This window comes from Streptomyces sp. NPDC052236, assembly GCF_044548015.1.
In the GTDB taxonomy this organism is placed as follows: Bacteria; Actinomycetota; Actinomycetes; order Streptomycetales; family Streptomycetaceae; genus Streptomyces.
Map to the genome: position 1 here is coordinate 80480 of NZ_JBIUBL010000004.1, position 26578 is coordinate 107057.

The 26578-nt window shown below is 69.8% G+C and carries 21 protein-coding genes, 1 tRNA gene and 1 pseudogene; 13 read left to right on the forward strand and 10 right to left on the reverse strand.

Going from position 1 to position 26578, the window contains the following annotated elements; all coding sequences use genetic code 11:
* Positions 1–77: 77 nt before the first annotated feature.
* The 4 genes from ACIHCQ_RS09175 to ACIHCQ_RS09190 form a co-directional block, all read right to left on the reverse strand.
* Positions 78–1130, reverse strand: coding sequence for a LacI family DNA-binding transcriptional regulator (locus tag ACIHCQ_RS09175; RefSeq protein ID WP_399659391.1), 1053 nt, complete (start codon positions 1128–1130; stop codon positions 78–80).
* Entirely contained in the window at positions 1127–2035 is a 909-nt protein-coding gene (locus ACIHCQ_RS09180; RefSeq protein WP_399659393.1) for a carbohydrate ABC transporter permease, read from the reverse strand. The genes ACIHCQ_RS09175 and ACIHCQ_RS09180 overlap by 4 nt, the downstream gene beginning before the upstream one ends.
* Positions 2032–2925, reverse strand: coding sequence for a carbohydrate ABC transporter permease (locus ACIHCQ_RS09185; protein ID WP_399659994.1), 894 nt, complete (start codon positions 2923–2925; stop codon positions 2032–2034). The genes ACIHCQ_RS09180 and ACIHCQ_RS09185 overlap by 4 nt, the downstream gene beginning before the upstream one ends.
* Before the next feature lie 83 nt (positions 2926–3008).
* Entirely contained in the window at positions 3009–4331 is a 1323-nt protein-coding gene (locus ACIHCQ_RS09190) for an ABC transporter substrate-binding protein (protein WP_399659997.1), read from the reverse strand.
* Positions 4332–4551: 220 nt separating this feature from the next.
* On the opposite strand from ACIHCQ_RS09190, the gene ACIHCQ_RS09195 reads away from it, so the two are divergent.
* The 3 genes from ACIHCQ_RS09195 (at position 4552) to ACIHCQ_RS09205 (ending at position 9115) form a co-directional block, all read left to right on the forward strand.
* A complete protein-coding gene (locus tag ACIHCQ_RS09195) occupies positions 4552–6573 on the forward strand; it encodes a beta-galactosidase (RefSeq protein ID WP_399659396.1) in 2022 nt (673 codons plus the stop codon).
* A gap of 150 nt (positions 6574–6723) precedes the next feature.
* Positions 6724–8322, forward strand: a complete 1599-nt coding sequence (locus ACIHCQ_RS09200; protein WP_399659399.1) for an arabinogalactan endo-beta-1,4-galactanase — start codon at positions 6724–6726, stop codon at positions 8320–8322.
* A gap of 100 nt (positions 8323–8422) precedes the next feature.
* Positions 8423–9115, forward strand: coding sequence for a ThuA domain-containing protein (locus ACIHCQ_RS09205; RefSeq protein WP_399659402.1), 693 nt, complete (start codon positions 8423–8425; stop codon positions 9113–9115).
* Positions 9116–9129: 14 nt separating this feature from the next.
* Here ACIHCQ_RS09205 and ACIHCQ_RS09210 read toward each other — a convergent pair whose 3' ends face one another.
* From ACIHCQ_RS09210 to ACIHCQ_RS09225, 4 genes are all read right to left on the reverse strand, one after another.
* Positions 9130–9813, reverse strand: a complete 684-nt coding sequence (locus tag ACIHCQ_RS09210) for a ribonuclease H (RefSeq protein WP_399659405.1) — start codon at positions 9811–9813, stop codon at positions 9130–9132.
* Positions 9814–9866: 53 nt separating this feature from the next.
* Positions 9867–10883 (reverse strand): DUF5954 family protein, encoded by a 1017-nt coding sequence (locus ACIHCQ_RS09215; RefSeq protein ID WP_399659407.1) that lies wholly within the window; start codon positions 10881–10883, stop codon positions 9867–9869.
* Between the two features lie 109 nt (positions 10884–10992).
* A complete protein-coding gene (locus ACIHCQ_RS09220; RefSeq protein WP_399659409.1) occupies positions 10993–11760 on the reverse strand; it encodes a hypothetical protein in 768 nt (255 codons plus the stop codon).
* Positions 11761–11874: 114 nt separating this feature from the next.
* Complete coding sequence (locus ACIHCQ_RS09225) at positions 11875–13173, reverse strand: beta-ketoacyl-[acyl-carrier-protein] synthase family protein (RefSeq protein ID WP_399660000.1); 1299 nt, start codon at positions 13171–13173, stop codon at positions 11875–11877.
* Positions 13174–13418: 245 nt separating this feature from the next.
* Between ACIHCQ_RS09225 and ACIHCQ_RS09230 the strand changes: the two are divergent.
* A pseudogene (locus ACIHCQ_RS09230) lies at positions 13419–13930 on the forward strand (helix-turn-helix domain-containing protein); the annotation flags it as partial.
* A gap of 331 nt (positions 13931–14261) precedes the next feature.
* On the opposite strand, the gene ACIHCQ_RS09235 reads toward ACIHCQ_RS09230, so the two are convergent.
* Positions 14262–15731: an MFS transporter gene (locus ACIHCQ_RS09235; RefSeq protein ID WP_399659411.1), complete on the reverse strand. Its 1470-nt coding sequence runs from the start codon at positions 15729–15731 to the stop codon at positions 14262–14264.
* A gap of 205 nt (positions 15732–15936) precedes the next feature.
* Between ACIHCQ_RS09235 and ACIHCQ_RS09240 the strand changes: the two genes are divergently transcribed.
* Together ACIHCQ_RS09240 and ACIHCQ_RS09245 are read left to right on the forward strand one after the other, a co-directional pair.
* Positions 15937–16668, forward strand: coding sequence for an MFS transporter (locus ACIHCQ_RS09240; protein WP_399659414.1), 732 nt, complete (start codon positions 15937–15939; stop codon positions 16666–16668).
* A gap of 35 nt (positions 16669–16703) precedes the next feature.
* Positions 16704–17159: a hypothetical protein gene (locus ACIHCQ_RS09245; protein ID WP_399659416.1), complete on the forward strand. Its 456-nt coding sequence runs from the start codon at positions 16704–16706 to the stop codon at positions 17157–17159.
* Between the two features lie 169 nt (positions 17160–17328).
* Here ACIHCQ_RS09245 and ACIHCQ_RS09250 read toward each other — a convergent pair.
* Positions 17329–17401 (reverse strand) — tRNA-Arg (locus tag ACIHCQ_RS09250).
* 337 nt (positions 17402–17738) lie between these two features.
* Between ACIHCQ_RS09250 and ACIHCQ_RS09255 the strand changes: the two genes are divergently transcribed.
* The 7 genes from ACIHCQ_RS09255 (at position 17739) to ACIHCQ_RS09285 (ending at position 26529) form a co-directional block, all read left to right on the forward strand.
* On the forward strand, positions 17739–19352 hold the full coding sequence (locus ACIHCQ_RS09255; protein ID WP_399660003.1) for a dynamin family protein: 1614 nt from the start codon (positions 17739–17741) through the stop codon (positions 19350–19352).
* A 5-nt stretch (positions 19353–19357) separates the two neighbouring features.
* A complete protein-coding gene (locus ACIHCQ_RS09260; protein ID WP_399659418.1) occupies positions 19358–21169 on the forward strand; it encodes a GTPase in 1812 nt (603 codons plus the stop codon).
* 123 nt (positions 21170–21292) lie between these two features.
* Complete coding sequence (locus ACIHCQ_RS09265; protein ID WP_399659420.1) at positions 21293–21751, forward strand: single-stranded DNA-binding protein; 459 nt, start codon at positions 21293–21295, stop codon at positions 21749–21751.
* Positions 21752–22000: 249 nt separating this feature from the next.
* Positions 22001–23449, forward strand: a complete 1449-nt coding sequence (locus tag ACIHCQ_RS09270; protein WP_399659423.1) for an LAETG motif-containing sortase-dependent surface protein — start codon at positions 22001–22003, stop codon at positions 23447–23449.
* Positions 23450–23706: 257 nt separating this feature from the next.
* Positions 23707–25371: an energy-dependent translational throttle protein EttA gene (gene ettA / locus ACIHCQ_RS09275; RefSeq protein WP_399659426.1), complete on the forward strand. Its 1665-nt coding sequence runs from the start codon at positions 23707–23709 to the stop codon at positions 25369–25371.
* Between the two features lie 7 nt (positions 25372–25378).
* Entirely contained in the window at positions 25379–25819 is a 441-nt protein-coding gene (locus tag ACIHCQ_RS09280) for an acyl-CoA thioesterase (RefSeq protein ID WP_399659429.1), read from the forward strand.
* A 2-nt stretch (positions 25820–25821) separates the two neighbouring features.
* A complete protein-coding gene (locus tag ACIHCQ_RS09285; RefSeq protein ID WP_399660006.1) occupies positions 25822–26529 on the forward strand; it encodes a hypothetical protein in 708 nt (235 codons plus the stop codon).
* Positions 26530–26578 lie beyond the last annotated feature (49 nt).

Below are 26578 nucleotides of genomic sequence, written 5' to 3' on the forward strand. Positions count from 1 at the left end.
CCGCATCCCCGTGACGGGGTGCGGCCCTGCTGCTGTGCACCACGTGCCCACGTGCCCACGTGCCCACGTGCGTACCGCTACGCCGACTCCCGCCGCACCAGCTCCGTCGGCAGGATCACCACCGCCGGGTCCTCCCCGCCGATCAGCGCCAGCAGCACCCGTACCATCTCCGCGCTGATGCGGTCATACGGCTGCCGGATCGTCGTCAGTTCCGGCCGCCCCGCCAGCGCGGCCGACGAGTCGTCGAAGCCGCCCACCGCGATGTCCTGCGGCACCCGCCGCCCCGCCTGCCGGCACGCGGACAGCACACCCCGCGCCATCAGGTCCGAGGCCACGAACACCGCGTCCATGTCCGGTACGCGCGAAAGGAGCTCGGCTCCCCCCGACTCGCCGCTGGCCCGGCTGTAGTCGCCGGAGACGATGAGCCGTTCGTCCGCCTCGATGCCCGCCTCCGCCAGTACCTCGCGGTATCCGGCCAGGCGTTCCGTACCGCCCGGAGTGTCGAGCGGGCCGGTGACCATGCCGATACGGCGGCGGCCCGTCGCCAGCAGATGGCGCACCATGTCCCGCGCGCCGTCCCGGTCGTCCGCCGCCACATAGCTGACCTTCGACGCCTGACCCAGCGGCTTCCCGCAGGCCACCAGCGGCACCCCCGCCTTGCGCAGCTGCTCGGCCACCGGGTCGCCCGAGTGGCTGGAGACCAGCAGGACCCCGTCGACATGGCCCGCCGTGATGTACCGCGTTATCCGTCGGCGCTCGGCGTCCGTGCCCGCGATCATCAGCAGCAGCGGGATGTCGTGGTTGGCCAGCGCCTGCGTACAGCCCCGCAGCAGCACATTGAAGTTCGGGTCCTCGAAGAACCGCTCCTGCGGCTCCGTGAGCAGGAAGGCCACCGAGTCCGACCGGCCCGTGATCAGCGACCGCGCGTGCCGGTTGACGACGTAACCCGTCTTGTGGATCGCGGCGTCGACCGCTTCCTGGGCCGCCGGGCTCACATAGTGCCCGCCGTTCAGGACCCGCGAGACCGTGCCCCGGGAGACACCCGCCTCCCGCGCCACGTCGTGGATCGTCGGCGGCCTGCGGCGCGGCTCCCGGCCGATCCCCTGGCCCCCTGCGTTACTCATAGTCACGACTTTACTGCTCCGGACAGCAGGTCCAGGGACCAGAAGCGCTGGATGACCAGGAACAGCGCGATGAGCGGAATGATCGCCAGCAGCGCGCCCGTGACCACCAGTGTGTAGAGCGCGGGCGTGTTCGAGCCCTGGGCGAGCAGCGTGTACAGCCCCAGCGTCATCGGGAACTTCTCGTCGTCGCTGAGCATGATGTACGGCAGCATGAAGTTGTTCCAGATCGCCACGAACTGGAACAGGAAGATGGTCACCAGCCCCGGCACCATCATCGGCAGCCCGATCCGCAGGAAGATCCGCCATTCCCCGGCCCCGTCCATCCGCCCGGCCTCGACCACATCGGCCGGCACGGAGGCGGTCGCGTAGATACGCGCCAGATACACCCCGTACGGGGAGAGGATCAGCGGCAGCAGTACGGAGGCGTACGAGTCGGTGAGGTCCGCCTCGGCCAGCAGCAGGTACTGCGGGATCGCGAGGATCACCGGCGGCATCAGCACCCCCGCCAGCAGGATGCTGAAGACCGTCTCGCGCCCGCGGAAGCGGTAGATCGCGAGCGCGTAGCCGGAGAGGGCCGAGACCGCCGCCGACAGCAGGGCGCCCACACCCGCGTAGAAGGCGGAGTTGGCCATCCACTGCCAGTACACGCCGTCGCGGTACGCGTTGAGGTCGGCGAGGTTGTCGGTGAAGCCCGTGCCCGGCAGGAAGGTGAACGTCGAGAAGAACTCGCGCCCCGACTTGGTGGCGGCCATCACCACCCAGACGACGGGCAGCAGGCAGTACAGCGCGCCGAGCAGCAGTACCGCGGTCGGGATGATCGCGACACGGCGGCGCCGCGGGGGCGGCCCCTGGGCGGTCCCCGGGGTGGCCCCGGCTGCCGGGGCCGCCTTGTGGACAGCAAGAGAACTCATCGGGCTTCCTCCTGCTTGGTACGGCGGTTCGCGACGCGCAGGAATCCGAAGGACATCAGGAGCGTGGCAACGGCGATGATCACGGCCTGAGCCGCGGCCGAGTGGATGTCGTTGTTGCCGAAGGCGTCCGTGTACACCTTCATCAGCGGACTCCACGTGGAGGTAAGAGAGTTGGTCAGCGGCTTGAGGGTGGTCGGCTCGGCGAACACCTGGAGCGTCGCGATGATCGAGAAGAAGAAGGTGAGCACCAGCGAGGGCGCCACCATCGGGATCTTGACGCGCAGCGCGAGCTGGAGCTGGGAGCAGCCGTCCAGCCTGGCCGCCTCGTACACCTCGACCGGGATCGACCGCAGCGAGGTGTAGATGACGATCATGTTGAAGCCGGTGCCGCCCCAGACCGCGATGTTCGTCAGCGCGATGAACAGCGGCCCGCCGTCCAGCATGTTGGGCGGCGGCAGTCCGACCGAATCGAGGACGTACGTGAACGGGCTGACGTCCGGCAGGTACAGGAAGCCCCACAGCAGGGCCGCGATCACGCCCGGGATGGCGTACGGAAGGAAGATCGCCAGCCGGGTGAAGGTGGTGAACCGTACCCGCTCCGTGTCCAGCATCAGTGCGAACAGCAGCGCCGAGCCGAGCATCAGGGGGACGACGAGCGCGCCGTAGCCCAGCACGCGCAGCGCGCCGTCGAGCAGCTCCGAGTCGGAGAGGGCGTCCGTGTAGTTCGACAGGCCCGCCCAGACTTCGTCGCGGGCGCCGGGTCCCAGGCCCAGGCCCTTGACCTCGACCTTGCGCAGGCTGAGGTAGATCGCGTAGCCGATGGGCAGGGCGAAGAACAGCAGGAACAGGACGACGGCGGGGGCGAGGAAGGCGTACGGAGCACGCCGCACCCGCCCACTGCTGGTACGGGCACTGCGGGCGCGAGGCGCACGGCTGCTGGAGCCGTGCGCCACCCGCTTGTTGGTGGAGCTGGTCACTGCGCGACCTCGAAGCCCTGCTTCTTGAGGTCGTCGAACGTGGTGCTCTGCATGGTGGCGAGCGCGGCCTCGAACTCCGACTTCTTCTTGGCCTTGGCGGCCTTGGAGAAGGCGTCCTTGAAGGTGGTGTACGCGACGTTCACATTCGGGCCCCAGGCGGACGGCGCGGTGCCCTTCGCGATCGCGGCGGCCTGGGTGTAGAAGTCGGGCTGGTTGGAGAAGAAGTCCGGGGCCTTGGCGAGCGCGGAGCCGGTCTGCGCGGCCGTGGCGGCCGGGTAGATGCCGCCTTCCTTCACCATCGCGGCCAGCGCCTCCGGGTCCGTGTTCAGCCAGCTGGCGAACTTCGCCGCGGCTGCCTTGTGCTTGGAGTCATTGGTGACGCCGGTGGAGGAGCCGCCCCAGCTGCCGGTGGCGTTCTCGCCCTTGGTCCACTGCGGGAGCGGGGCCATCGCCCACTTGCCCTTGGTGGCGGGGGCGGCGGTGGTCAGCGTGCCGGGCGCCCAGACCGCGCTGACCCAGGCGATCTGCTTGCCGGTGTCCAGCGCCTTGTTCCAGGCGGGGGTGTACATCGGCTGGTTGTCGATGGCGCCCTCCTCGACCAGGCCGCCCCAGAAGTCCGCGACCTTCTTGGTGGCCGCGTCGTTGATGCCGACCTTCCACGTGTCGTTGTCGGCGGTCCACCACTTCGCGCCGGCCTGCTGGGCGAGCCCGGCGAAGAGGCCGGAGTCGTTCGAGGAGAAGGTGGTCAGCGCCTTGCCGGAGTCCTTCTCCTTCAGCGCGCGGGCGGTCTCGGCGAACTCGTCCCAGGTGGTGGGGACGGTCAGGCCGTACTGCTTGAAGAGGTCCTGGCGGTAGTAGAACATCATCGGCCCGGAGTCCTGCGGGATCGCGAAGACCGAGTCGGTGCCGAGGGTGGTCTGCTGCCAGACACCGGGTGCGAAGTCCTTCTCGATGGCGCTGGTCTCGGCCGACACGTCCGCGAGGACGTTGTTGCTGACGAGAGTGGGCAGCGCCTGGTACTCGGCCTGGACCAGGTCAGGGGCCTTCTTGGCCTTGGCCGCCGTGATGATCTTGGTGACGAGGTCGTCGCCGGAGGCCTGCTTCTTGACCGTGACCTTGATGTTCGGGTTCTTCTTGTTCCAGATGTCGGCGACCTTGTCCATACCGGGCGCCCATGCCCAGTACGTCAGGGAGACGGGGCCGGAGTCGGGCGCGTCCTTGTCGCTGCCGCCGGCACTGTCGTCGTCGGAACCGCAGGCGGCGAGGGTCGTGGTGGCCAGCGCGATGGCGATGGACGTGACCACGAAGCGACGGCGCATCGTGAGGTGCATGGGTTTATCTCCCCTGACAAGGGTCTCCGACGGTGTGCGGTAGACCGGCCCTGCTCTGTGAGCGTTCACAGTAGAGAAACATTCCCGACACTTGTCAATGGTTGTTGCTGTGCGGTTATGTTGGGCCCACGTCAGACGCTGGGCTGTGTGCACGTTCCCACATGATCGCTTCAGTAGCCCATTAAGCCCGCTTCATCAGGAGATCTCCATGCCGGACACCGCACCCCAGGGCCTGACCGGGCTCGCCTACGGCGGGGACTACAACCCTGAGCACTGGCCGGAGACCGTCTGGCCGGAGGATGTACGGCTGATGCGCGAGGCCGGTGTCACCATGGTCAGCCTCGGTATTTTCTCCTGGGCGCTGCTGGAGCCCGAGCGCGGTGTCTACGACTTCGGCTGGCTCGACCGCATCATCGGCCTGCTGCACGAGGGCGGCATCCGGATCGATCTCGGCACCCCCACCGTCGTACCGCCCGCGTGGTTCTACCGCGAGAATCCGGAAGCGCTGCCGGTCAGCCGCGAGGGCGTGCGGTACGCGTTCGGCTCGCGCGGCGCGATCTGCCACAGCTCACCGGCGTACCGCTCGGCCGCCGCCGCGATCACCGAGCAGCTCGCGCAGCGCTACGGCGCGCATCCGGGCCTCGCCATGTGGCACGTCCACAACGAGTACGGCGTCCCGGTCAGCGCCTGCTACTGCGAGAACTGCGCCGCGCACTTCCGCGGCTGGCTCCGCGCCAGGTACGAGACGGTCGAGGGCGTCAACGAGGCCTGGGGCACGACGTTCTGGGGCCAGCGCTACGGCTCCTTCGAGGAGATCGAGCCGCCGCGCGCCACGCCCACCGCCTGCAACCCGGCGCAGCGCCTCGACTACGCGCGCTTCGCCGACGCCACCATGCGCGAGAACTTCGTCATGGAGCGGGACATTCTGCACCGGCTCTCGCCCGGCATGCCCGTGACCACCAACTTCATGACCGCGCTGAGCCAGTGCGACTCGGTCGACTACTGGGCCTGGGGACGTGAGGTCGACGTCGTCACCAACGACCACTATCTGATCACCGACGGCCGCCGCACCCACGTCAACCTCGCCATGGCCGCCGACCTCACACGCTCGGTGGCGGCCGGCGCCCCCTGGCTGCTCCTCGAACACTCCACCAGCGGCGTCAACTGGCAGCCGCGCAACCCCGCCAAGGCCGCCGGCCAGATGGGCCGCAACTCCCTCGCCCATGTGGCGCGCGGCTCCGACGGCGCGATGTTCTTCCAGTGGCGGCAGTCCCGGCGCGGCGCGGAGAAGTTCCACTCGGCGATGGTCCCGCAGGCCGGGACCGACAGCCGCGTCTGGCGCGAGGTCGTCACGCTCGGCGCGGACCTGGACTCGCTCGCGCCGGTGCGCGGTACGCGTACGGTCGCCGACGCCGCCATGGTGTGGGACTGGCAGTCGTGGTGGGCGCAGCAGCTGGAGTGGCGGCCGAGCGAGGAGCACGACGCGCGGGAGCGCGCCGACGCGTTCTACGAGACGCTCTACGACCGGCACTTGACCGTCGACTTCGCCCACCCGGAGGCCGACCTGTCGGCGTATCCGCTGGTCGTCGTCCCCGCCCTGTATCTGGCCACCGAGGCGGCGGGACGCAACCTGCGTACGTACGTCGAGAACGGCGGCACGCTCGTCGTCTCGTACTTCTCGGGGATCGTGGACGAGCACGACGCCGTCCACGAAGGGCCGTACCCGGGCGCGCTGCGCGACGTCCTGGGACTGACCGTCGAGGAGTTCTCGCCGCTGGGGGAGGGCGAGCGCGTCCGGATCGCCGCCGCCGACGGGTCGGAGCTGACGGGCGACGTATGGACCGAGATGGTGGTCCCGCGCGGCGCCGAGACGGTGTGGACGTACGCCGACTCACTCGCCGCCGGCCGGCCCGCGGTCACTCGGCACCGGCTGGGCGAGGGCACCGCGTGGTACGTCTCCACCCGGCTCGGCGCGGAGGCGCTGGATGTGATCCTGGGCGCCGCCGCCGAGGACGCCCGGATCGCGCCGCGCGCCGAACTGCCGCGTGACGTCGAGGTCGTACGCCGTCGGGGCGAGAGCGGCAGCTACCTCTTCGCGATCAACCACACGGAAGCGGACGCCAAGATCCCGCTCGACGCCCATGGCACCGAACTGCTCACGGGGGAGCGGGCCGCGGGGCGGCTGGCGGTCCCGGCGGGCACGGTGCGCGTGGTCAAGCTGGACGACTGATCCCCGGCTCGGGCCCTGATCCCGGGCTCGGGCCCTGATCCCGGGCTCGGGCCAAGGGATCCCTCAACTCCCCGGGCGTGGCCGTAGTCCGGCCGCGCCCGGGTGATTGGCACCACCTTCCCCCTCCCGCCACGTCGAAGGGACTCGACGATGCATGCCGTAGCCCGCCCACCGCGCAGACTGCGAACGCTGATCAGAGCCGCAGCGATACCCGCGCTCGGAGCCCTGCTCCTGACCGCACTGCCCGCTACGCAAGCACAGGCCGCCGCCACCCTCACCAACGCCGGATTCGAGGCGAACGCCACCGGCACCGCCACCCCCACCGGCTGGTCCACCTACTCCGCCGCCGGCCAGAACAGCGCCTCGTTCACCGAGGCCGGCGGCAGCGGCGGCAGTTACCGCCTGAGCCACTGGGGCTCGGCCGCGTACAAGGTCGAGACCTACCAGTACCTGTCGGGGCTCACCGACGGCACGTACACGCTCAGCGCCAAGGTCCGCTCCAGCGGCGGCCAGAACGCGGCGTATCTCGCACTGCGCGGCTGCGGCAGCACCGAGCAGCGCACGGACCTGCCGCCCACCGCCAACGGCACGTGGATCCGTCTCGTGACCTCCATCAAGGTCGTCGGCGGGGCCTGCACGGTCAGCCTCAACTCCGACGCGAAGGCGGGCCAGTGGGCCAACTTCGACGATCTGACCTTCACCCGGGCTTCCGGGGCGACGGGCCTCGCCATCAAGGGCGGTGACGTCTCCACCCTGAAGAAGAACGAGGACAAGGGCGGCGTCTACCGCTACGCCGACGGCACGGCGGCCGACGCGCTCACCATCCTCAAGTCCAAGGGCATGAACTACGGCCGCCTCAAGGTGTGGGTGAACCCGGCGGACGGCTACAACAACAAGGCCCGTGTCCTGACGATGGCCAAGCGCATCAAGGGCCAGGGCATGAAGCTGCTGGTCGACTTCCACTACAGCGACATCTGGGCCGACCCGGGCGTCCAGACCAAGCCCGCCGCCTGGGCCTCGCACAGCTACAGCCAGCTGAAGACGGACGTGTACAACCACACGTACGACGTGCTGAACGCCCTCAAGGCGCAGGGCACGACCGCCGACATGGTGCAGATCGGCAATGAGCTCAACGGCGGCATGATGTGGCCCGAGGGTTCCACGGACAACTGGGACCAGCTGGCCGGGCTGCTCACCTCCGGGTCCAACGCCGCCAAGGCGGTCTCGTCCTCCACGCAGGTCGCGTTGCACCTCGCCCACGGCGGGGACAACGGGCTCTACCGCTGGTGGTTCGACAACGCGGTCGCGAAGGGCGTGCCGTTCGACGTCATCGGCGCCTCGTTCTACGGCTACTGGCACGGGGCGCTGAGCAGTCTCCAGGCGAACCTGGACGATGTCTCGTCCCGGTACGGCAAGCAGGTGTTCGTCGCCGAGACCGCGTACGCCTTCCGTCTCGACAGCGACGACGGCCTGCAGAACATCATCGACACGTCGGGCGAGCTGATCCCCGGCTACGCGGCGAACGCGACGGGCCAGGCGGCCTGGCTCCGGGACGTCATGAACGTCGTAGAAGCCGTGCCGAACGGCCGCGGCCTCGGTCTCTTCTACTGGGAGCCGGCCTGGACGGCGGTCAACGGCAGCGGCTGGGACCCGACGGACCCGGCCTCGGGCAACGGCTGGGAGAACCAGGCGCTGTTCGGCTATGACGACAGGCTGCTGGCCGGGGCGAACTGGTTCAGCCACCGCTAGGAGCAAGGGGGGCTCCCTCCAGGTCGCCGACCTGGAGGGAGCCCCTCACCTGTCACCCGGCATGATGGAGATCGTTTCCCTTACGTCATGGAGGACTGTGATGCCGCACCACCCGCCGCGGATCCTGATCTACTCCCGCACCACCGCGTACCGCCACGAATCCATCCCGTACGGCGTCGACGCCTTCCGCGAGCTCGGAGCCGAGCACGGCTTCGCCGTCGAGGCGACGGAGGACCCGGCGGTCTTCGCGGACAGCGGCGACAGCGGCGACAGCGGCCTGGACCGGTACGCCGCGGTGGTGTTCCTCTCCACGAGCGGCGAGGTGTTCACCCCCGAGGGGCGCGAGAGGTTCGCCGCCTACTGCGAGGGCGGCGGCGGTTTCATGGGCGTACACGCTGCGGCGTGCACGGAGTACGACTGGCCGTACTACGCCGAACTGCTCGGCGCGCGCTTCACCCGCCACCCCGAACCGCAGCCGGGCACCGTCACCGTCGAGGACTCCGGCCACCCGGCGATGAAACACCTCGGCGGCGCGGCGACCTGGAGCCTCACCGACGAGTGGTACGACTTCGCCGCCAGCCCGCGCGGCGCCGTGCGGGTCATCGCCTCCGCCGACGAGTCCTCGTACGAGGGCGGCGGGATGGGTGAGGACCATCCGCTGGTCTGGTGCCATGAGCGCGACGGCGGCCGGGTGTTCTATACGGCGCTGGGCCATGCCCCCGAGGCGTACGCGGACCCCGAATTCCGCGCGCATCTGCTGGGCGGGCTCATCTGGACAGCACGCCTGGACTGACGCGGAACCGCGAGTCAGTCACGGCAGTCGGGGTGTCCCCAGCCCTGCGGGTTCTTCGCGATCAGGTCCTTGGCGGCGTACGTCCGGCCGCAATGGCACCGCCCGGCGAACTTCGCCCGGATGGTTCCTGTTCCTGTTCCTGTTCCGGCTCCGGCTTTGCGCGCCGTGCGGGGCTTGGTGCCGACACGGGCGGCGGAGGCAGGGGCGGAGGCGGGCAGCACCATCTCCGCGCCTCGCGAGGTGCCCGCGGCTTCCTGTGCCACCGCGGCCTCGCTGGCCGCCTGGTCGGCGATCGCGTTGAGGTGATCGCCGTCGGCGCGGTGAGCGGGCACGTACACGAAGTCCACGCTGCGACCGGTCAGCAGGGCGTCGATCCGCACGACGAGTTCGCGGTTGGCGACCGGCTGTCCGGCGGAGGTCTTCCAGCCGTTGCGCTTCCAGCCGCCGATCCACTTGGTGACGGCGTTCATGGCGTACTGGGAGTCCATCCGCACCTCGACGGGCACGGCGGCGTCGGTCGCTTCGAGCAGTTTCTCCAGGGCGGTCAGTTCGGCCACATTGTTGGTGGCTCGGCCCAGCGGCCCGGCCTCCCAGCGCTCGGGTCGGCCATGGGCATCGGCGACGACCCAGGCCCAGGCCGCGGGCCCGGGATTTCCCTTAGATGCGCCGTCACAGGCGGCGATGATGCGGTCAGACATCCCCCGATCATGGCACGATTCCGGACCGAGGATCACATCACCAACGGTCCGGTTCAGTCGTCGTAGTGCAGGGTGCCGTCCTCGTCCATGGTCGGGTGGATCTTCGTCGGCGCCTGGTCGTCCAGGTCCGATGGCCGCGGCGGCTCCGGCCCGTCGGCCCCGCATCTGACCATCCGCTCGACGCGGCAGATCCGGAACAGACTGTCGCCGACACTCACCTCGTCGGCGCGGCCGGCGGCCTTGAAGGTCTCCGCCGCCTTCGCGTACCGCGCGCGCTGTTCCTCGCTGAAACTGTGCATCAGGGGCCAGAATTCGGTCATGCCGTCGACGAGCATGCGGCGCGCGTCCTGCGGTGTCGGCAGGAGCGCGCCCCGGGGGTGCCACCCCTGCCTGCTCTGTTCCCCCACAGAGAAGGTGACGGGGAGGAGCATGATCTCCGGGTAGGCCGCGACCGCCCGCTCGGAGTCCTTGCGCACCTGGGGCGGGAACCGCGAGCCGGTGTAGGCGAACCCCCGCAGGCCCAGCCGCAAGGCGCCCGCCATGAGCCCGTCCTGTCGCCCGGGGTCGAGGACGAAGCCCAGGTCCGGCGACGGCGTGCTGCCCCGGTGGTCCCAGGACGTGTCGGCCTGGTCCGGGTCGGTGGGCCGTGGCGGCTCAAGGCCCTTGTCGCCGCTGCGTGCGAACTCGTCCCCCCGTACGACCCGGTAGCGCCCGCCGAGGACCTCCAGCTCATCGACCGGCTCGCGCTCCAGCACCGACACCGCGGCCAGCAGTTCGCGGCGCTCCTTGGGGTCGTCGGTGTCGTCCTTGGCCCTGAACCACAGCAGCGAGTTCAGATTGTCCCGCGCCTCCTGGGGCGTGCCACAGGTCACCGGCTTCACCACCCGCCAGTGTCCCGGGGGTTCGGGGTCCTGCGTGGCGAGGCCGAAGACCGGGCCGCGGATCGCCAGATGCGGATAGCGGTACGACGCGTCCACGGCGTCGGCCTCGGTCACCCACTCGGTGGGGTCGTCGCGGCGTACCAGGTTCTCCTGGAGCCGGTCGATCTGTCGCTTCCAGTCATCAACCATGCACGCATTGTTGGCGCCGGGCCGGCTCGGCAGGGTCTGATTGTCTCAAATGATCGGAATCCGACAGGGTACGAGCATCAACCCGGCCCCGCCCGTGCACTTCCGGCAATCATCCTGCCGCGGCTCTCAGATGGCGGTCGCGGTCAAAAGCGTCCCGGAAATGCGGAAACCGCTCGGATTTGGGATCCAAGAGGTCGATGAGCGCGACCAGATGCTGCTGGATCCGCTGCAGCCGGGGGAGCGCGGGGGTGACGTCCTCGGCGAGGCTGTCGATGTCCGCGAGCAGTTGCTGGAACCAGCGCCGGAAGACGTCATCCGTGTCGAGCTTCGCGGAGAACTCCGCGAACCCGAGACACCGGCGGCGGCCCGGCTCGCCGTCCGGGTGGACCATCAGCTCGCCGATCGCCCGCTGCTGGGCGCGGAACAGGCGCAGCTCGTTGCTGTCCGACGACATCCGGTTGAGAGCGGAACTGACGTCGGAGATTTTGATCATGACGCTCTGATTGGTACGGGACCGGCCGAGGTCGAGGAACTGGATGTCCCGGCGCATGATCTCCACCCAGCCGAGATATTCGGCGAGTACGAAGATGGTGGAGCGCCGCGCGTACTCCGCTTCCTCCGGGCTGCCGTTGACCAGGAACGTGGTGAGGAAGCCGTGCCTGGGCCCGGGCGCCAGGTCGATGGCGTAGCCGTACAGGATGTTGAACAGCCTGCTCTGCAGGTCGAAGGCGGCCCACGCCAGCGATGCGCCGTAGGCGTCCATCAGGTTGCGCTGCTCCAGAGTGCGCAGCCGCCGCTGGGTCCAGTAGCCCAGAACGGCGGCCGTGGCCGCACCGGCCAGGGCCACTGCCGCGGAGACCAGAGTCACGACATCCATCGGCAAGGGCTCCTGGTGGTCAGTGGGGTGGTGTCCGCCAGGTGCGGATCCTATGCCCGCCCGCGTGCCTTCGACCCTTGTGGGAGGTCGTGCTGAGGGCGTAAAGGACGTCAGTCAGTCGTTCTTGCGGAAGGCGAGGACGACGTTGTGTCCCCCGAAACCGAAGGAGTTGTTGAGGGCGACGACGGGCCCGTCGGGGAGGGGCCGCGGGCGGGAAGAGATCAGGGAGGGGTCGACCGCGTCGTCGAGGTCGGTGACGTTGATCGTCGGGGGCGCCGTCCGGTGGTGCAGGGCCAGCACCGTGGCGACCGTCTCGATGCCGCCTGCGCCGCCGAGCAGATGGCCGGTCATGGACTTGGTCGCGGAGACGGCGACATGACCGATGTCGTCCCCCAGCACCTTCTCCAGTGCCTTGAGTTCGGTGACGTCGCCCTGCGGGGTCGAGGTGGCGTGCGCGTTGATGTGCACGACCTCGGCGGGTCTGAGGCCGGTCGTGGTCAGCAGTTGCTCCAGCGCCGCCATGACACCGCGACCGCTCGGCTCCGGCTGGGCGATGTGGTAGCTGTCGGCGGACAATCCCTGGCCGACCGCCTCGCAGTAGACCGCCGCGCCGCGGCGGGCGGCATGCTCGGCCGACTCCAGGATCACGACGCCGGCGCCCTCGCCGAGTACGAAGCCGTCACGGCCCTTGTCGTACGGACGTGAGGCGCCCTGCGGGTCGTCGTTCCTCTTCGACATCGCCATCATGTTGCCGAAGGCGACGAGGTTCAGCGGGACGATGACCGCTTCGGTGCCGCCCGCGACCACCACGTCGGCGCGGCCGGTACGGATCATGTCGATGCCGTAGCCGATGGCTTCCGCGCCGGACGCGCAGGCGCTGACCAGGGTGTGCACGCCGGCCCGGGCGTCCACCTCCAGGCCGACGCAGGCGGCGGCGCCGTTCGGCATGAACATCTGCATCGTGTGGGGGGACACCTTGTGCGCCCCTTGCTCGCGCAGGACGTCGTACTGGCTGAGCAGCGTCGACACACCGCCGACGCCGGTGCCGACAACCGCTCCGACGCGGAGCGGGTCCACCGGGGCAGCGACGACGCCGGCCCCGTCGGACAGCGCGCCCGCCTCACCGGCCTTGCCGGTGAAACCCGCGTCCGCCCAGGCCTCCCGGGCCGCGATCAGCGCGAACTGCGCGGCGCGGTCCAGCCGGCCGGTGACCTGCGGGGGAAGCACATCGCCCGGTTCCACCGCGGCGGGTGCGGCAATGCGTACGGGCAGTTCGGCTGCCCAGTCCTGCTGGAGGCGGGTCACACCGGAACGCCCGGCGAGCAGCGCTTCCCAGGTCGACGCGGCATCCCCACCCAGGGGGGTCGTCGCACCGACACCGGTGACGACGACAGTGCGAGGGGATGAGGTCAGGTTCACGGATGCGTTCACTCCACGGCTGGATGGGGCTGGTTCAGGTCGCGTTGGAATGACGGCAGTCACGGCGAGCCGCACCGACCGTCATGCTTGCAACGTCCGGAAGCCCTGCGGAGTTCGCCAATGCTCCGGCTTCACCCGACTGCGTGCTCCACGGCAAGTGGTGGGGAGCGGCTGCCGCCCGAGCGGAGGAGTGAGCCGGGTTGTTGCTGAGGTCATGACGGGCGTCCCGTGGCTGTAGTAGGCGCCGCCCCACCTGGGTGGGGGCGATCGTCGTGGGCAACTTCCGTTGTCGGCCGGGCAGTGGCCGCGACGCGGTGCTGCGCAGTCTCTACCGCGAACCGGGCCGGTGCCCTCTGGACTGGACCGATCCCACGCCGGTCGGCGTCGACGGGCTGCTGGCTCGCCTGATCGACTACCTCAACCGGCAGGACCTCGCCGATGACGTGCGGCTGCGGGCCGAGGCGGTCGTGCTGGATCTGCTGCACTCTTTGAAGCCCATGCGCGGGCCGTCGGAGTGAGCCGACGCGCCCTGACACTGCTGTTCGTGCACGACACGGGCATGAGCTTCGATCGCTGGCGCACCCACGTGCGGCTGCGCGCCGCCCTGCCTCTCCTCGCCGAAGGCCGACCCGTGTCCCGGGTCGCACATGCCGTGGGATACGCGACACCGAGCGCGTTTCTCCCGGCGTTCCGCCGAACCGTCGGCACCTCCCCGAAGCGCTACCTCAACGGCGACGCCGGGCAGCCGTAGAAGCCCGGTTTCAGCCGGTGCCACCGGACTCCGGCCCCGGCGGAGTCATGGCACCCATTTCACTCGAAAGGTTGAATACACCCGCTCTGGCCAGGCAAAACGCAGGCTGACCGGCAAGACGTCAGTGGTGCCCCCGGCAGGAGCCACAAGACCCACAAAACATGGCTGGTCGTGCCCATGGCGCTGACCTGCGGATTTACGCCACGGTGGACCAGGCGGGTTCGTCCTCGTCTGGCTGGATGACGACGAAGGTGTTGTCCGCGTCGGGGTGACCGGTTCCGGCACGCCGATGACGAGTCGCCGTGATGGGGCTGTGGAGGTCCTCCGGGGGTTATCGGGTCCTGAAGCGCCGGAAGAGGTTTCGGGCCACGTACACGCCCGGGCCGCCGAAGCCGACGATGTCGACGCGTCCGTCACCGGTGATGTCGGCGAGGAAGCGGGGGTGGCGGTCGACCCGCCAGCCGCCTGCGTCCTCGTTGTACCCGAAGCCGCGGCACACCAGCTGGGCCTGCTCGAACTGGCCGTCGCCGGGGCTGTGCGACACCCAGACCCCCTCATCGCCGAAGCCGACGATGTCCGGGTTGCCGTCGCCGGTGACGTCGGCGAGGAACCGAAGGTGCTTCCCGCTCGTCCACCCCTGGGCGAGCCCGAAGTCGTTCAGGACGAGTTTCGAGGGCTCGAACGTGCCGTCGCCGCACCCGCGTGAGACGACGACGCCCTGCGGGCCGAACCCGACGATGTCCACTGCTCCGCCGCCGGTGGTCCTGACCAGGAACCGGGGGTGCTCCTCGACCGAGCTCCACCCCTGGTCAACCCCGAAGTCGTCAAGGATGTACAGAGGGTCGGAGAACGCCCCGTCCTCGTCCTGGAGTGACACCCAGACGCCGTCGTCGTGGCAGCCGACGATGTCAAGCCTGTCGTCGCCGGTGGTGTCGGCGAGGAAGCGGGGGTGCTTGTCGGCAAGCCATCCGCCGGCCTGCTGGCCGTGTCCGAACGCCTTGAGGACCAGCTCGCCGCCCGAGGGCGCGAACGTCCCGCCCTCGGTCAGGCGCAGCTGCCCCACGACGGCCACAGCCGCCGACACCACGAACAATCCGCGGGTCACAAGCGAACCGTCGGCGCCGAGTGCGTCAGTGGCGGCAAGTGGAAGGGCCATGTAGACCTGGAAAGCCAGGACGTACGACGCGGCCATGGACACGGCGAACAGAACGAAGGGCCGGTTGGCGGCCACTGTCCGCCACTGCGCCACAACCCCGCCCAGCGCGGTACCGGTCTCCCGGCCACGCCGGGCGGGCAACGCCCGCCACTGGAGAACCGAGAGCCCGGCGAAGACGGTTGCGGCAACCGCGCATACCAGCCGGAAGTCGACTGCCAGCAGCGCGAGCCCGGCAACCGGCCCCAGCAGCATCCCGCCTTGGTAGTAGACGTTGAAGACGGCGAAGGCGTCGACGCGGCGCTCGCCGGCCTCCGTGGCCAGGCAGGCGCGGACGGCAGGGTTGAACAGCGCTCCGGCGAAGCCCGTGGCGACGGACGCGCAGATCAGCGCGGGGAGACTCTCCGCCCAGCCCAGCATCCCGAAGCCCACCGTCCGCAGGAGACATCCCGTCAGAATGGGCGCTTTGTAACCCAGTCGGTCGGCGATCGTTCCGCCGAGGAGAAACATGCCCTGCTGGGAGAAATGACGGACGCCCAGTACCAGCCCCACGGCCCATGCGGCGAGCCCCAGACTGCCTGCCAGATGGGAGGCGAGGTACGGCATCAGCATGTTGAAACCGAGATTGATCGTGAACTGGTTCACCATGAGCAACCGCACGGTCGGCGAGAACGACCGTGTCTGCTTCCAGAGATGCCTCCTCAACGCCCCGGCCCGGTTCCGGCCGGAACGCACCCGTCCGCGCCGGACTCGCGACGGGCGCCCGCACCACCGAATGTCGACTACTGTCAGCGACCATTGAGGCATTCATCATTGCAGATAGTAGTTAATGCCTGACGTCGGAGATACGCTCATGTCGCGCGAACGAGTGATGACGCGAAGCCGGACGGCACTGTTCGCCGTGTCCGGCGGTGCGGCAGTGGGCAACCTGTACTGGGCGCAGCCGCTGCTCGCCTCCATCGCGAAGGACCTGCACGCCTCCACTGCGGCGGCCGGCGCACTCGTCACCACGGTCCAGTTCGGCTACGCGGCCGGGATCCTGCTCATCGTTCCCCTTGGCGACCTGCTCGACCGCAGGCGCCTCATCCCGGTCATGCTGATCGGCTCGGCCGTGGTGCTCGCGGCATGCGCACTGGCACCGACGTTCACGCTTCTCGCCGCCGCGCTCGCCCTGCTCGGGGTGACGACGGTGGTCGGCCAGCTCCTCACTCCGCTGGCCGGGGACCTTGCCCGCGACGATGAGCGGGGCAGCGTGGTCGGCACCGTCACGGCCGGCATCCTCGGCGGCATTCTGGTGTCGCGTACGCTCAGCGGGCTCGTCGCCGGTGCCGCTGGATGGCGTGCGGTCTGCGGGCTTGCAGCAGGCTGCGCACTGCTCCTCGCCGTCCTGCTGTACAGGGCGATCCCCCCGCTGAAGCCACGCGCGCATCTGCGCTACCCAGCGCTCCTCGCCTCCGTAGTGACCGTGGTGAAGCGGGAGCGCGCCATCCGGTGGACCCTGGCCCTCGGAGCGATCGCGTTCTCGGTCCTCACCCTGTTCTGGCCTCACCCTGTTCTGGCCTCACCCTGTTCTGGACGGCACTGACGTTCCTGCTCAGCAGCCCGCCGTTCACCTACTCTGTGACCGTCATCGGCGCCTTCGGCCTCGCCGGCCTGGTCGGCACCATCGCCGTGAGACGCGCCGGACGTCTGCACGACCGGGGTCGGTCGCTGCCCGTGACAGGCGCCGCGTGGGCGCTGGCCGTGGCGGCCTTCGTCCTCGCCGCCTTCGCGGGCCGTTCCGTCATCCTCGTCATCGGTGTGGCCGTACTGCTCGACGGCGCCATCCATACGGTGAATGTGCTCAACCAGTCGAGAGTCCTCACCATCGCACACGCGGCCCGGAGTCGCGTCAACGCCGCGATGGTGACCAGCAACTTCATCGGCGGCGCCGCAGGTTCCGCAGCCGCCTCCGGCCTGTGGGCAGCGGGCGGCTGGAAGGCTGTGACCGCCGCCGGGACGGCACTCAGCTGCCTCGGCCTCGCTGTCTGGGCGGTGGGCCGACGAGGCCCGCTCGCTGTGCGGCGACCCCGGTGAACTCGTAACGTCTGCCCGGCGTACTACGACACCCACAGCCAGAACGCGGACCTCATCGACCTGCTGCCGCGACTCGGCACAAGCCTCGCCAAGTTTCCCGAGGCCGAGCAGCGCCGCCTCTACGATGTTCACCGCGGGGCGCGCGGGGGCTGACCAGCCATGTTTTGAGTGCCCCCGGCAGGACTCGAACCTGCGGCCAAGCGCTTAGAAGGCGCCTGCTCTATCCACTGAGCTACGGGGGCCGAATGGTGGCCTCGGTGGCCTGGAGCCCCGATCGGGTGGTCCGTGACCTTGCCGGGCACAAGGATAGGGCTCCGATCGCCTTGGCCCGGTTGCTTCACCTGCGTGGCATGATGTGGAGGTTCGGTGAAGCGAACCGATAATCGCAGGCAGGTGCGATTCCCGCAGCGCTTTTGACGTCTCGGGTCACGGGTGTTGTGTACTCGTTATGCCTGTGCCCCACTCGTCCCATCTGTCCCGTCCGACCTGTGGGCCGTCCCGTCCGCCCTGTCGGCGCGCAGAGATCCCCATACGCTTCAAAAAACCACCAAAATTGGGCATTCTTCGCATGTGGTGACCTTGGATGCACGGCCTCAGCTGATCGACGCACTCTCCGCGCTGCGCGACCGGGTCGCCGCCGTGCGTCTGTCGCTCCCCCTTCCCGGTGCTCCGCGTGCCCGGCAGACCCGTGTCGAGCTGCTCGCCCAGCTTGACGACTATCTCGTGCCCCGGCTGAAGGACCCCGAAGCCCCGCTGCTCGCCGTCGTCGGCGGGTCCACCGGGGCGGGGAAGTCCACGCTCGTCAACTCCCTTGTGGGGCGGCGGGTCAGCGAGGCGGGGGTGCTGCGGCCCACCACCCGTACGCCCGTACTCGTCTGCCACCCCGACGATCACCACTGGTTCACCGGGATGCGCGTACTGCCCCAGCTCACCCGCGTATGGCTGCCGCAGCAGGAGGAGCCCTCCCAGGACGCGGACCCCCAGGAGGGCGCGCGTCACGCGGACGAGGAGAACACGCTGCGGGTCGAGACCGCCGCCGGGCTGCCCCGGGGGCTCGCCCTCCTCGACGCCCCCGACATCGACTCGCTCGTCGTCGAGAACCGCCTGCTCGCCGCCGAGTTGATCTGCGCCGCCGATGTGTGGGTGATGGTGACGACCGCCTCGCGGTACGCGGACGCCGTGCCCTGGCATCTGCTGCGTACGGCCAAGGAGTACGACGCCACGCTCGTGACGGTCCTCGACAGGGTGCCGCACCAGGTTATCGCCGAAGTCTCACGCCAGTACGCGGCGCTGCTGACCAAGGCGGGCCTCGGCGACGTGCCCCGGTTCACGATCCCCGAGCTGCCCGAGTCGGCCGGCGGCGGCAACGGACTGCTGCCCACCACCGCCGTCGCCCCCCTCTTCGCCTGGCTCGCCCACCGGGCGAAGGATCCGGCGGCCAGACAGCAGGCCGTGGGGCGTACGGCGTCAGGGGTGATCGACTCGCTCCGCGCCCGGCTGCCGGAGCTCGCCGCGGCGGTGGCCGCGCAGTACGCGGCGGCCGTACGGCTCACCACCGCCGTCGACGAGGCGTACGAGAAGGAGCGCGAGCGCCTGCTCCAGCGGCTGAGGGCCGGGGCGGTGCTTGCCGGGGACGCCCGGACCCGCTGGCGCGGCTTTCCGCGCGACAGCTCCGCCGGGGAAGTGCTCGACTCGCTGGTCGCCAGCCTGTGCTCGCTGCTGCAGTGCGCCGTCGCCGCCGCCGACGAGCGCGTACAGGAGGCCTGGCGGCGCGAGCCCGCCGCCCGCGGGGTCGTCATCCGGGGGCGCAGGGACCTGGAGTCGGGGGAGCGGATCGGGATCGCCGTACGCCGCTGGCGCCGGGTTCTGGAGGAGCTGGCCGAGGAAGAGTCGCAGCGGCTGGAGCGCAACGTCGCGTCGCCCGACCCCGAGACGGTGGCCGCGCTGGTCGCGGTGGCGGTGCTCGGCGGGCGGCGGGCGCGCGGCGCGGGGGAGCGGCTGGCCGAACGGATGGGGGCGCAGGGGGCGCTGCGGCTGCGCGACAAGGGAGGCGCGCTGGTGACCTCGTACATCGACGACGTACTGCACAGCGAACGCGACCGCGCTCTCGCGCCCCTCGACGCGCTCGACGTGACCCCTGAGCCGCAGGCCGAGCTGATTGCCGCGCTGTCCGTACTGGAGAAGGAGAAGTGAGCGCGGTGACCATCATCGATGACGGCGAGACGAGCGAGGCCCGTGGCGGCGAGCGCTGGGACGACGGGCTGATCGCCCGGCGCGCGGGCGGCGGCGGGCGGGACGGCGATGGAGAGCCCGGCGACGATCTCCCGGCCGAGGAGCACGTGCCCATCGGGGGCGCGTACGGCGGTCCGCTACGGGTACGTCTCGACGCCCTGCGCGAGCTGATCGGGCTGTCGCGGACCCGGCTGGAGGGGGCGACCCTCGCCGAGGCGGGGCGGGTCCTCGACGAGGCCGCCGCGCGGCAGCGGCTCTCCTCGCGGCACACCGTCGTCGCCATCGCGGGCGCGACCGGGAGCGGCAAATCGACGCTCTTCAACGCCCTGGCCGAGGTGCCGATCTCCGAGACGGGGCTGCGCAGGCCCACCACCTCCGCCCCCATCGCCTGCATCTGGTCGGAGGGCGCGGCCGGACTGCTCGACCGGCTCGCCATTCCGCCGCGGCTGCGGCGCAGACCGCTCGCGGGCGGTGACGAGGAGTTGTCAGGTCTGGTCCTGGTCGACCTGCCCGACCACGACTCGGCGCTGGTCAGACACCGGGAGCAGGTGGACCGGCTGCTGGCGCTGGTGGACGCGGTGATCTGGGTCGTGGATCCGGAGAAGTACGCCGATGCCGCGCTGCACGAGCGGTATCTGCGACCGCTCGCCGGGCACGCGGAGGTCACCTTCGTGGTGCTCAACCAGGTGGACCGGCTGCCGGGGGAGGCCGCCGACCAGGTGCTCGACGATCTGCGCCGCCTCCTGGACGAGGACGGCATGGCGCTCGGCGAACACGGCGAGCCGGGTGCCACAGTGCTCCCGCTCTCGGCGCTCACCGGGGACGGCGTCGATGAACTGCGGGAGCTGCTCGGCACGTTCGTACAGGAGCGGAACGCCGCGGCCCGTCGGCTGTCCGCCGATGTGGACGCCGCCGCGGGCAAACTCCGTACGGTGTACGTCGCCGATGGGCGCCACGGGCTGGGCGAGCGCTCGCGCGAGGACTTCGCGGCGCGGCTTGCGGAGGCGGTCGGCGCGCAGGCGGCCGGTGAGACGGCGGAGCGCGCGTGGCGCAGGAACGCGGGGCGGGCGTGCGGGACGCCGTGGCTGCGGCTGTGGCGGTGGTACGAGCGCGTGCGTACGCCGGGGGGCGGGGCGTCCGGGGCCGCCGAGGCCCCCATGGAGGACGAGCTGACGGCGCGCCAGCGGGTGGAGCAGGCGGTGCGTACGGTCGCGGAGGAGGCCGCGCACGGGCTGCCCGCACCGTGGGCGCAAGCGGTGCGCGAGGCGGCCGTGCGGGGGGCACAGGGGCTGCCGGAGGCGCTGGACGAGCTCGCGGTGCGCGAGGCGCGGGCCACGGCCGGGCGCCCGCTGCGGCCCGCGTGGTGGCCTGCGGCGGTGCTGGCGCAGGTGGCGATGACGCTGCTGCAGATTTACGGGGGGCTGTGGCTGGTGGGCCAGATCATCGGCGTACTGGAGCCGGGCCTGGTGGTGCCGGTGCTGGTGATGCTCGCCGGGATCGTGGGCGGTCCGCTGGTGGAGTGGGCGTGCGCGGCGGCGGCCAGAGGCCCCGCGCGACGGTACGGGCAGGACGCGCGGCGGCGGCTGCGGGAGGCGGCGGCGGGGTGCGGGCGGGCGCGGGTGCTCGATCCCATCGCGACGGAGCTGATGCGGTACCGGGAGGTGCGGGAGCGGTACGCGACCGTCTCGGGGGCGGGGTTGGGATGCGGGTCGGGGTCGGGGTCGGGGTCGGGCTCGGAGCCGGGGCCGGGGCCGGGTGTCGAAACGGGGGCCGGGTGACGGAGTTGTCCACAACTGCCGGGTGGTCCACAGGCGTCAGCGGGATTTTCCTGTCTGGTCCAGCATGAAGAACAACGGGACGGAATGCCTGGCTGAACTGGACTGAACGGGGAGGTGGCCGCCATGAACGACACTTTGGTGACGGTGGTAGGAAATGTCGCCACGAATGTGGAGTACCGGGATTCGCCGACGGGCGGGATGGCGCGGTTCCGATTCGCGGTGACTCCCAGGCGCTGGGACCGGCAGAGCGGAACGTGGCTGGACGGACGCACCAGCTTCTATACCGTCCTTGCCTGGCGCGCGCTCGCCGTGAATCTGGCCGGATCGGTCTCCGTCGGTGAACCTCTCCTCATCCATGGGCGATTGCGGGTGCATGAGGAAGAACGCGAAGGGAAACGCAGGACATTCGTGGACATCGAGGCGATGGCGGTGGGACACGACCTGGCGCGCGGGACCTCGGCATTCCGCCGAGTGGCAAAGGCCGAACCGAATCTGACGGTGCGTCCGCCCGAGACGCGAGAGCAGGATCAGGAGTCGGCTCCATCACCGGCACCGGCACCGTCACCGGTGCCCGTGTCCTGACCGGACGATTTGGAGATTTGTCGACTCGGAAACAATGAAACGGTGCTGGTCGGGGGCCAGATGGGCGGCGGTGATAACGATTTCGAGTCGGAATGGTTATCTGACGGCATGACGGGGGACGGCGCCGGGATGCATCCCTAGGATTCCCGCGTACCACGGGGAACTTGGGTCTGCAGGCGAGATACCTCCCCCCACGCGTTACGCGCGAAAAAAACAGGGTCTCGCCCGGAGGGGAATTCTGTGTTTGCTTTGTTCTCTGCGTCATCTGCGTCTCCTGTACGCAGGCGTGGCGTCGCTCGTCGTCTCGCCGCTGCGGCTTTGCTCTCGGGCCTCTTCGCCACCGGCTCCATAGCCGGTGCGAGCACGGCAGTCGCCGATGAGGGCGTTCAGCAGCAGGGTGGCGCTGTCGCCACTCTCAACGGTCTGAAGACTTTTGACAAAGCCGTACTGCATGGCCGCCCGATCGATGCTGGGCTGTTCGAGATGACCGTCGACGGCGGCGGTCTGCTGAAGACGTACTGCATCGACATCAACAACCCGACCCAGCGCCAGGCGAAGTACCTGGAGACCTCCTGGGGCCAGACGTCGCTCGCCAGCAACAAGAACGCGGGCAAGATCCTCTGGATCCTGGAGCACTCCTACCCGAAGGTCGACGACCTGGCCGCCCTGGCCAAGGACGCGGGCATCGAGGACAAGAACCTAGTGCTCTCCGAGAAGACCGCGGCGGCGGGCACCCAGGTCGCCATCTGGCGCTACTCGGACGGCGCCGACGTCACGGCCGCCGACCCGGCGGCGGAGAAGCTCGCCGACTGGCTCCAGGAGAAGGCCCAGGACGTCGAGGAGCCCAAGGCCTCGCTCAGCCTGGAGCCGAACGCGGTCTCCGGCAAGGCGGGCAGCCGGATCGGTCCGGTCACCGTCCGTACGGACGCCACTGAGGTCACCGTGACCCCGCCGGCCGACGCCGCCGCCAGCGGCATCAAGATCACCGACGAGGCCGGCAAGCCGGTCACTTCCGCCAAGGACGGCACCAAGCTCTACTTCGACGTTCCCGCGACTGCCGCCGACGGGTCGGCCACGCTGAGCGTGCAGGCCACCACCTCTGTGCCGGTGGGCCGGGCATTCGTCGGTGCGACGACCAAGAGCCAGGTCCAGATCCTGGCCGACTCCAGCGAGTCCACGGTGACCGCGAATGCGACGGCGAGCTGGGCGAAGACCGGTGCCATTCCGGCCGTCACCGCCGAGAAGAACTGCGCCGAGGGTGGCGTCGACATCACCGCCAGCAACAAGGGCGACTCTCCGTTCACCTTCGAGCTTGCGGGCCTGACCCACACCATCCCGGCCGGTGAGTCCAAGACCGTCACCATTCCGGTCGCCGAGGACCAGGCGTACGACTTCACCATCACCGGGCCCGACGGGTTCAAGAAGAACTTCAAGGGTGTGCTCGACTGCAAGACCGCCGGCACCCCGGCCCCGGAGGAGCCCTCGTCCGAGCCCACGCCCTCGTCCCAGCCCAGCGCGGCTTCGGCCGGAGGCACCTCCGCGGGTACCGGCGTCACCGCGGGTGTCGAGGGTGACCTCGCCGAGACCGGCAGCTCCAGCGCCACCCCGATGATCGCGGGCATCGCGATCGCGCTGGTCGTGGCCGGCGGCGGCGCGGTCTTCTTCCTCCGTAAGAAGAGGGCGACTGCCGCAGAGTAAGTACGCGTAAGCGCGACGTGATGTGATCTCGCGCCGACGACGGCCCCGGTACGCCCACGCGTACCGGGGCCGTCGCCGTCCCGGACCCCCGTCCCGGACCCCCGTCCCGGTCGCCTTCCCGCCGACGTTCCGCAGGCGGCCGAGGCCGCCTGCCCCGACGCCGTCTCGTCAGCCGGCCGTACTCATTTCCTTCGGGGGATGGACGTACGGCAAGATGGGGTGTATCTGCCCACCCACTTCCTGCCGGACGGTTTCTCTTGGCTGAGTTCATCTACACCATGCGCAAGACGCGCAAGGCCCACGGCGACAAGGTCATCCTTGACGACGTCACCTTGAACTTCCTGCCCGGCGCGAAGATCGGTGTGGTCGGCCCCAACGGCGCCGGTAAGTCCACCGTTCTCAAGATCATGGCGGGGCTTGAGCACCCCTCCAACGGCGAGGCGTACATTTCGCCCGGCTACAGCGTCGGCATCCTCATGCAGGAGCCGGAGCTGGATGAGACCAAGACGGTTCTGGAGAACGTCCAGGACGGCGCGGCCGAGATCATGGGCAAGCTCCAGCGTTTCAACGAGGTCGCCGAGCTGATGGCGACCGACTACTCCGACGCGCTGCTCGACGAGATGGGCAAGCTCCAGGAGGACCTGGACCACGCGGGCGCCTGGGACCTCGACGCTCAGCTCGAACAGGCCATGGACGCGCTGGGCTGCCCGCCCGGCGACTGGCCGGTCACCAACCTCTCCGGTGGCGAGAAGCGCCGTGTCGCGCTCTGCAAGCTGCTGATTGAGGCCCCCGACCTGCTGCTCCTCGACGAGCCCACCAACCACCTCGACGCCGAGTCGGTGAACTGGCTGGAGCAGCACCTCTCGAAGTACGCGGGCGCCGTGGTCGCCGTCACCCACGACCGGTACTTCCTGAACAACGTCGCCGAGTGGATCCTTGAGCTCGACCGCGGGCGTGCCCACCCCTACGAGGGCAACTACTCCACCTACCTGGAGAAGAAGTCGGCCCGCCTCAAGGTCGAGGGCCAGCGGGACGTCAAGCGGCAGAAGCGACTCAAGGAAGAGCTGGAGTGGGTCCGCTCCAACGCCAAGGGTCGCCAGACCAAGTCCAAGGCGCGCCTCTCCCGCTACGAGGAAATGGCCGCCGAGGCGGACAAGATGCGCAAGCTGGACTTCGAGGAGATCCAGATCCCGCCGGGCCCCCGTCTGGGCTCCATCGTGGTCGAGGTCAAGAACCTCTCGAAGGCCTTCGGCGACAAGGTCCTGATCGAGGACATGTCGTTCACGCTGCCGCGCAACGGCATCGTCGGCATCATCGGTCCGAACGGCGCGGGCAAGACCACGCTGTTCAAGATGATCCAGGGCCTGGAGGAGCCGGACACCGGCTCGATCAAGGTCGGCGACACCGTCAAGATCTCGTACGTCGACCAGAGCCGCTCCAAGATCGACCCCAAGAAGTCGCTCTGGGCGGTCGTGTCGGACGAGCTGGACTACATCAACGTCGGCCAGGTCGAGATGCCCTCGCGCGCATACGTCAGCGCCTTCGGCTTCAAGGGCCCGGACCAGCAGAAGGCGGCCGGAATCCTCTCCGGCGGTGAGCGCAACCGCCTCAACCTCGCGCTCACCCTCAAGGAGGGCGGCAACCTGCTGCTCCTCGACGAGCCCACCAACGACCTCGACGTCGAGACCCTCGGCTCGCTCGAGAACGCGCTGCTGGAGTTCCCCGGCGCGGCCGTGGTCATCTCCCACGACCGCTGGTTCCTCGACAGGGTGGCGACGCACATCCTCGCCTACGAGGGCGACTCCAAGTGGTACTGGTTCGAGGGCAACTTCGAGTCGTACGAGAAGAACAAGATCGAGCGCCTCGGCGCGGACTCGGTCCGTCCGCACCGCGCCACGTACAAGAAGCTCACCCGGGGCTGAGTCGGACATGGCCCGCCATATTTACCGCTGCCCCATGCGCTGGTCGGACATGGACGCCTTTGGGCATGTCAACAACGTCGTCTTCCTGACGTATCTGGAAGAGGCGCGTATTGACTTCATGTTCCGGCTGGCGCCGGGGAACGGCTCCCCGTCGTTCGCCGGCGGGTCCGTCGTGGCCCGGCACGAGATCGACTACAAGCTCCCGCTGGTCCACCGGCACGAGCCGGTGATCATCGAGTCGTGGGTGACGAAGATCAACGCCGCGTCGCTGACCATCGCGTACGAGGTCAAGGACACCGAAGGGGCCGCGCGGGTCTATGTGCGGGCCTCGACCGTCGTCGTGCCCTACGACCTGAGCGCCGAGAGGCCGCGCCGGATCACCGCGGAGGAGAAGTCCTTCCTCCAGCGGTATCTGGACGACGCGGGCGAGGGCGTTCTGGTCGGATGACCATGCCCGTGCCCGTACGGAGTCTGCACTTCGCCGATGCGAGGGAGGCGGAGGATCTCGCCGCCTTCCTCGCCCGGCTGATCCACTACGACCGCGCCGCCGCGGTGCGCCTGCAGGCGCACCACGGCGCGCTCGCCGTGTTCGGGCATCCGCCGTCCTTCGAGGTGTTCGCGATCCGTACGGCACGGCTCGGCGGCGATCCCGTCGAGCCGGATGTGACCGTTCTGGATGTCACCGTTTCCGCCGGTGAGCTGCTGGAATCCCTTGGCGGCCGGGGGGGTGAGTACGGCGCCGAGTTCGCCGTGCCCGCCGCCGTCACCGGTCCGCCGTGGGCCGGTGTGCTGCCGCCGCGCGGCGGCTGGCGCGAGCTTCCCGGGCTGCCCTCGGTGCCCGCGCTGCACGCCGCGGTGACCGCGGCCGTCGCCGAGTTCCGTGCGCGCGACGAGGCGCTGCCCGAGCAGCACCGCACCCGTGCCGAGCGCGACCGGATCGGGCGCGACATCTGGTCGCGTACGGTCGGCGACACCGGGCTGCCGCTGCGCGCCGTGCATGCCGCGCAGTCGCTCGGCTTCCTGCGCCCGGGCGCGCCCGTCGCGCTGCTGGCCACGGGAACGGAGACCTGGCTCCGGCTGCGTACGCCTTTCGGCTCGATCGCCGTACGCACCAAAGGGCTCGGCGGCCTCAGCGTGACTCCCACCCGGACCGGTTAACCTCCGCCCGAATGGACAGGCGCGGCACAGGGCGCATCGTGTAGCGCAA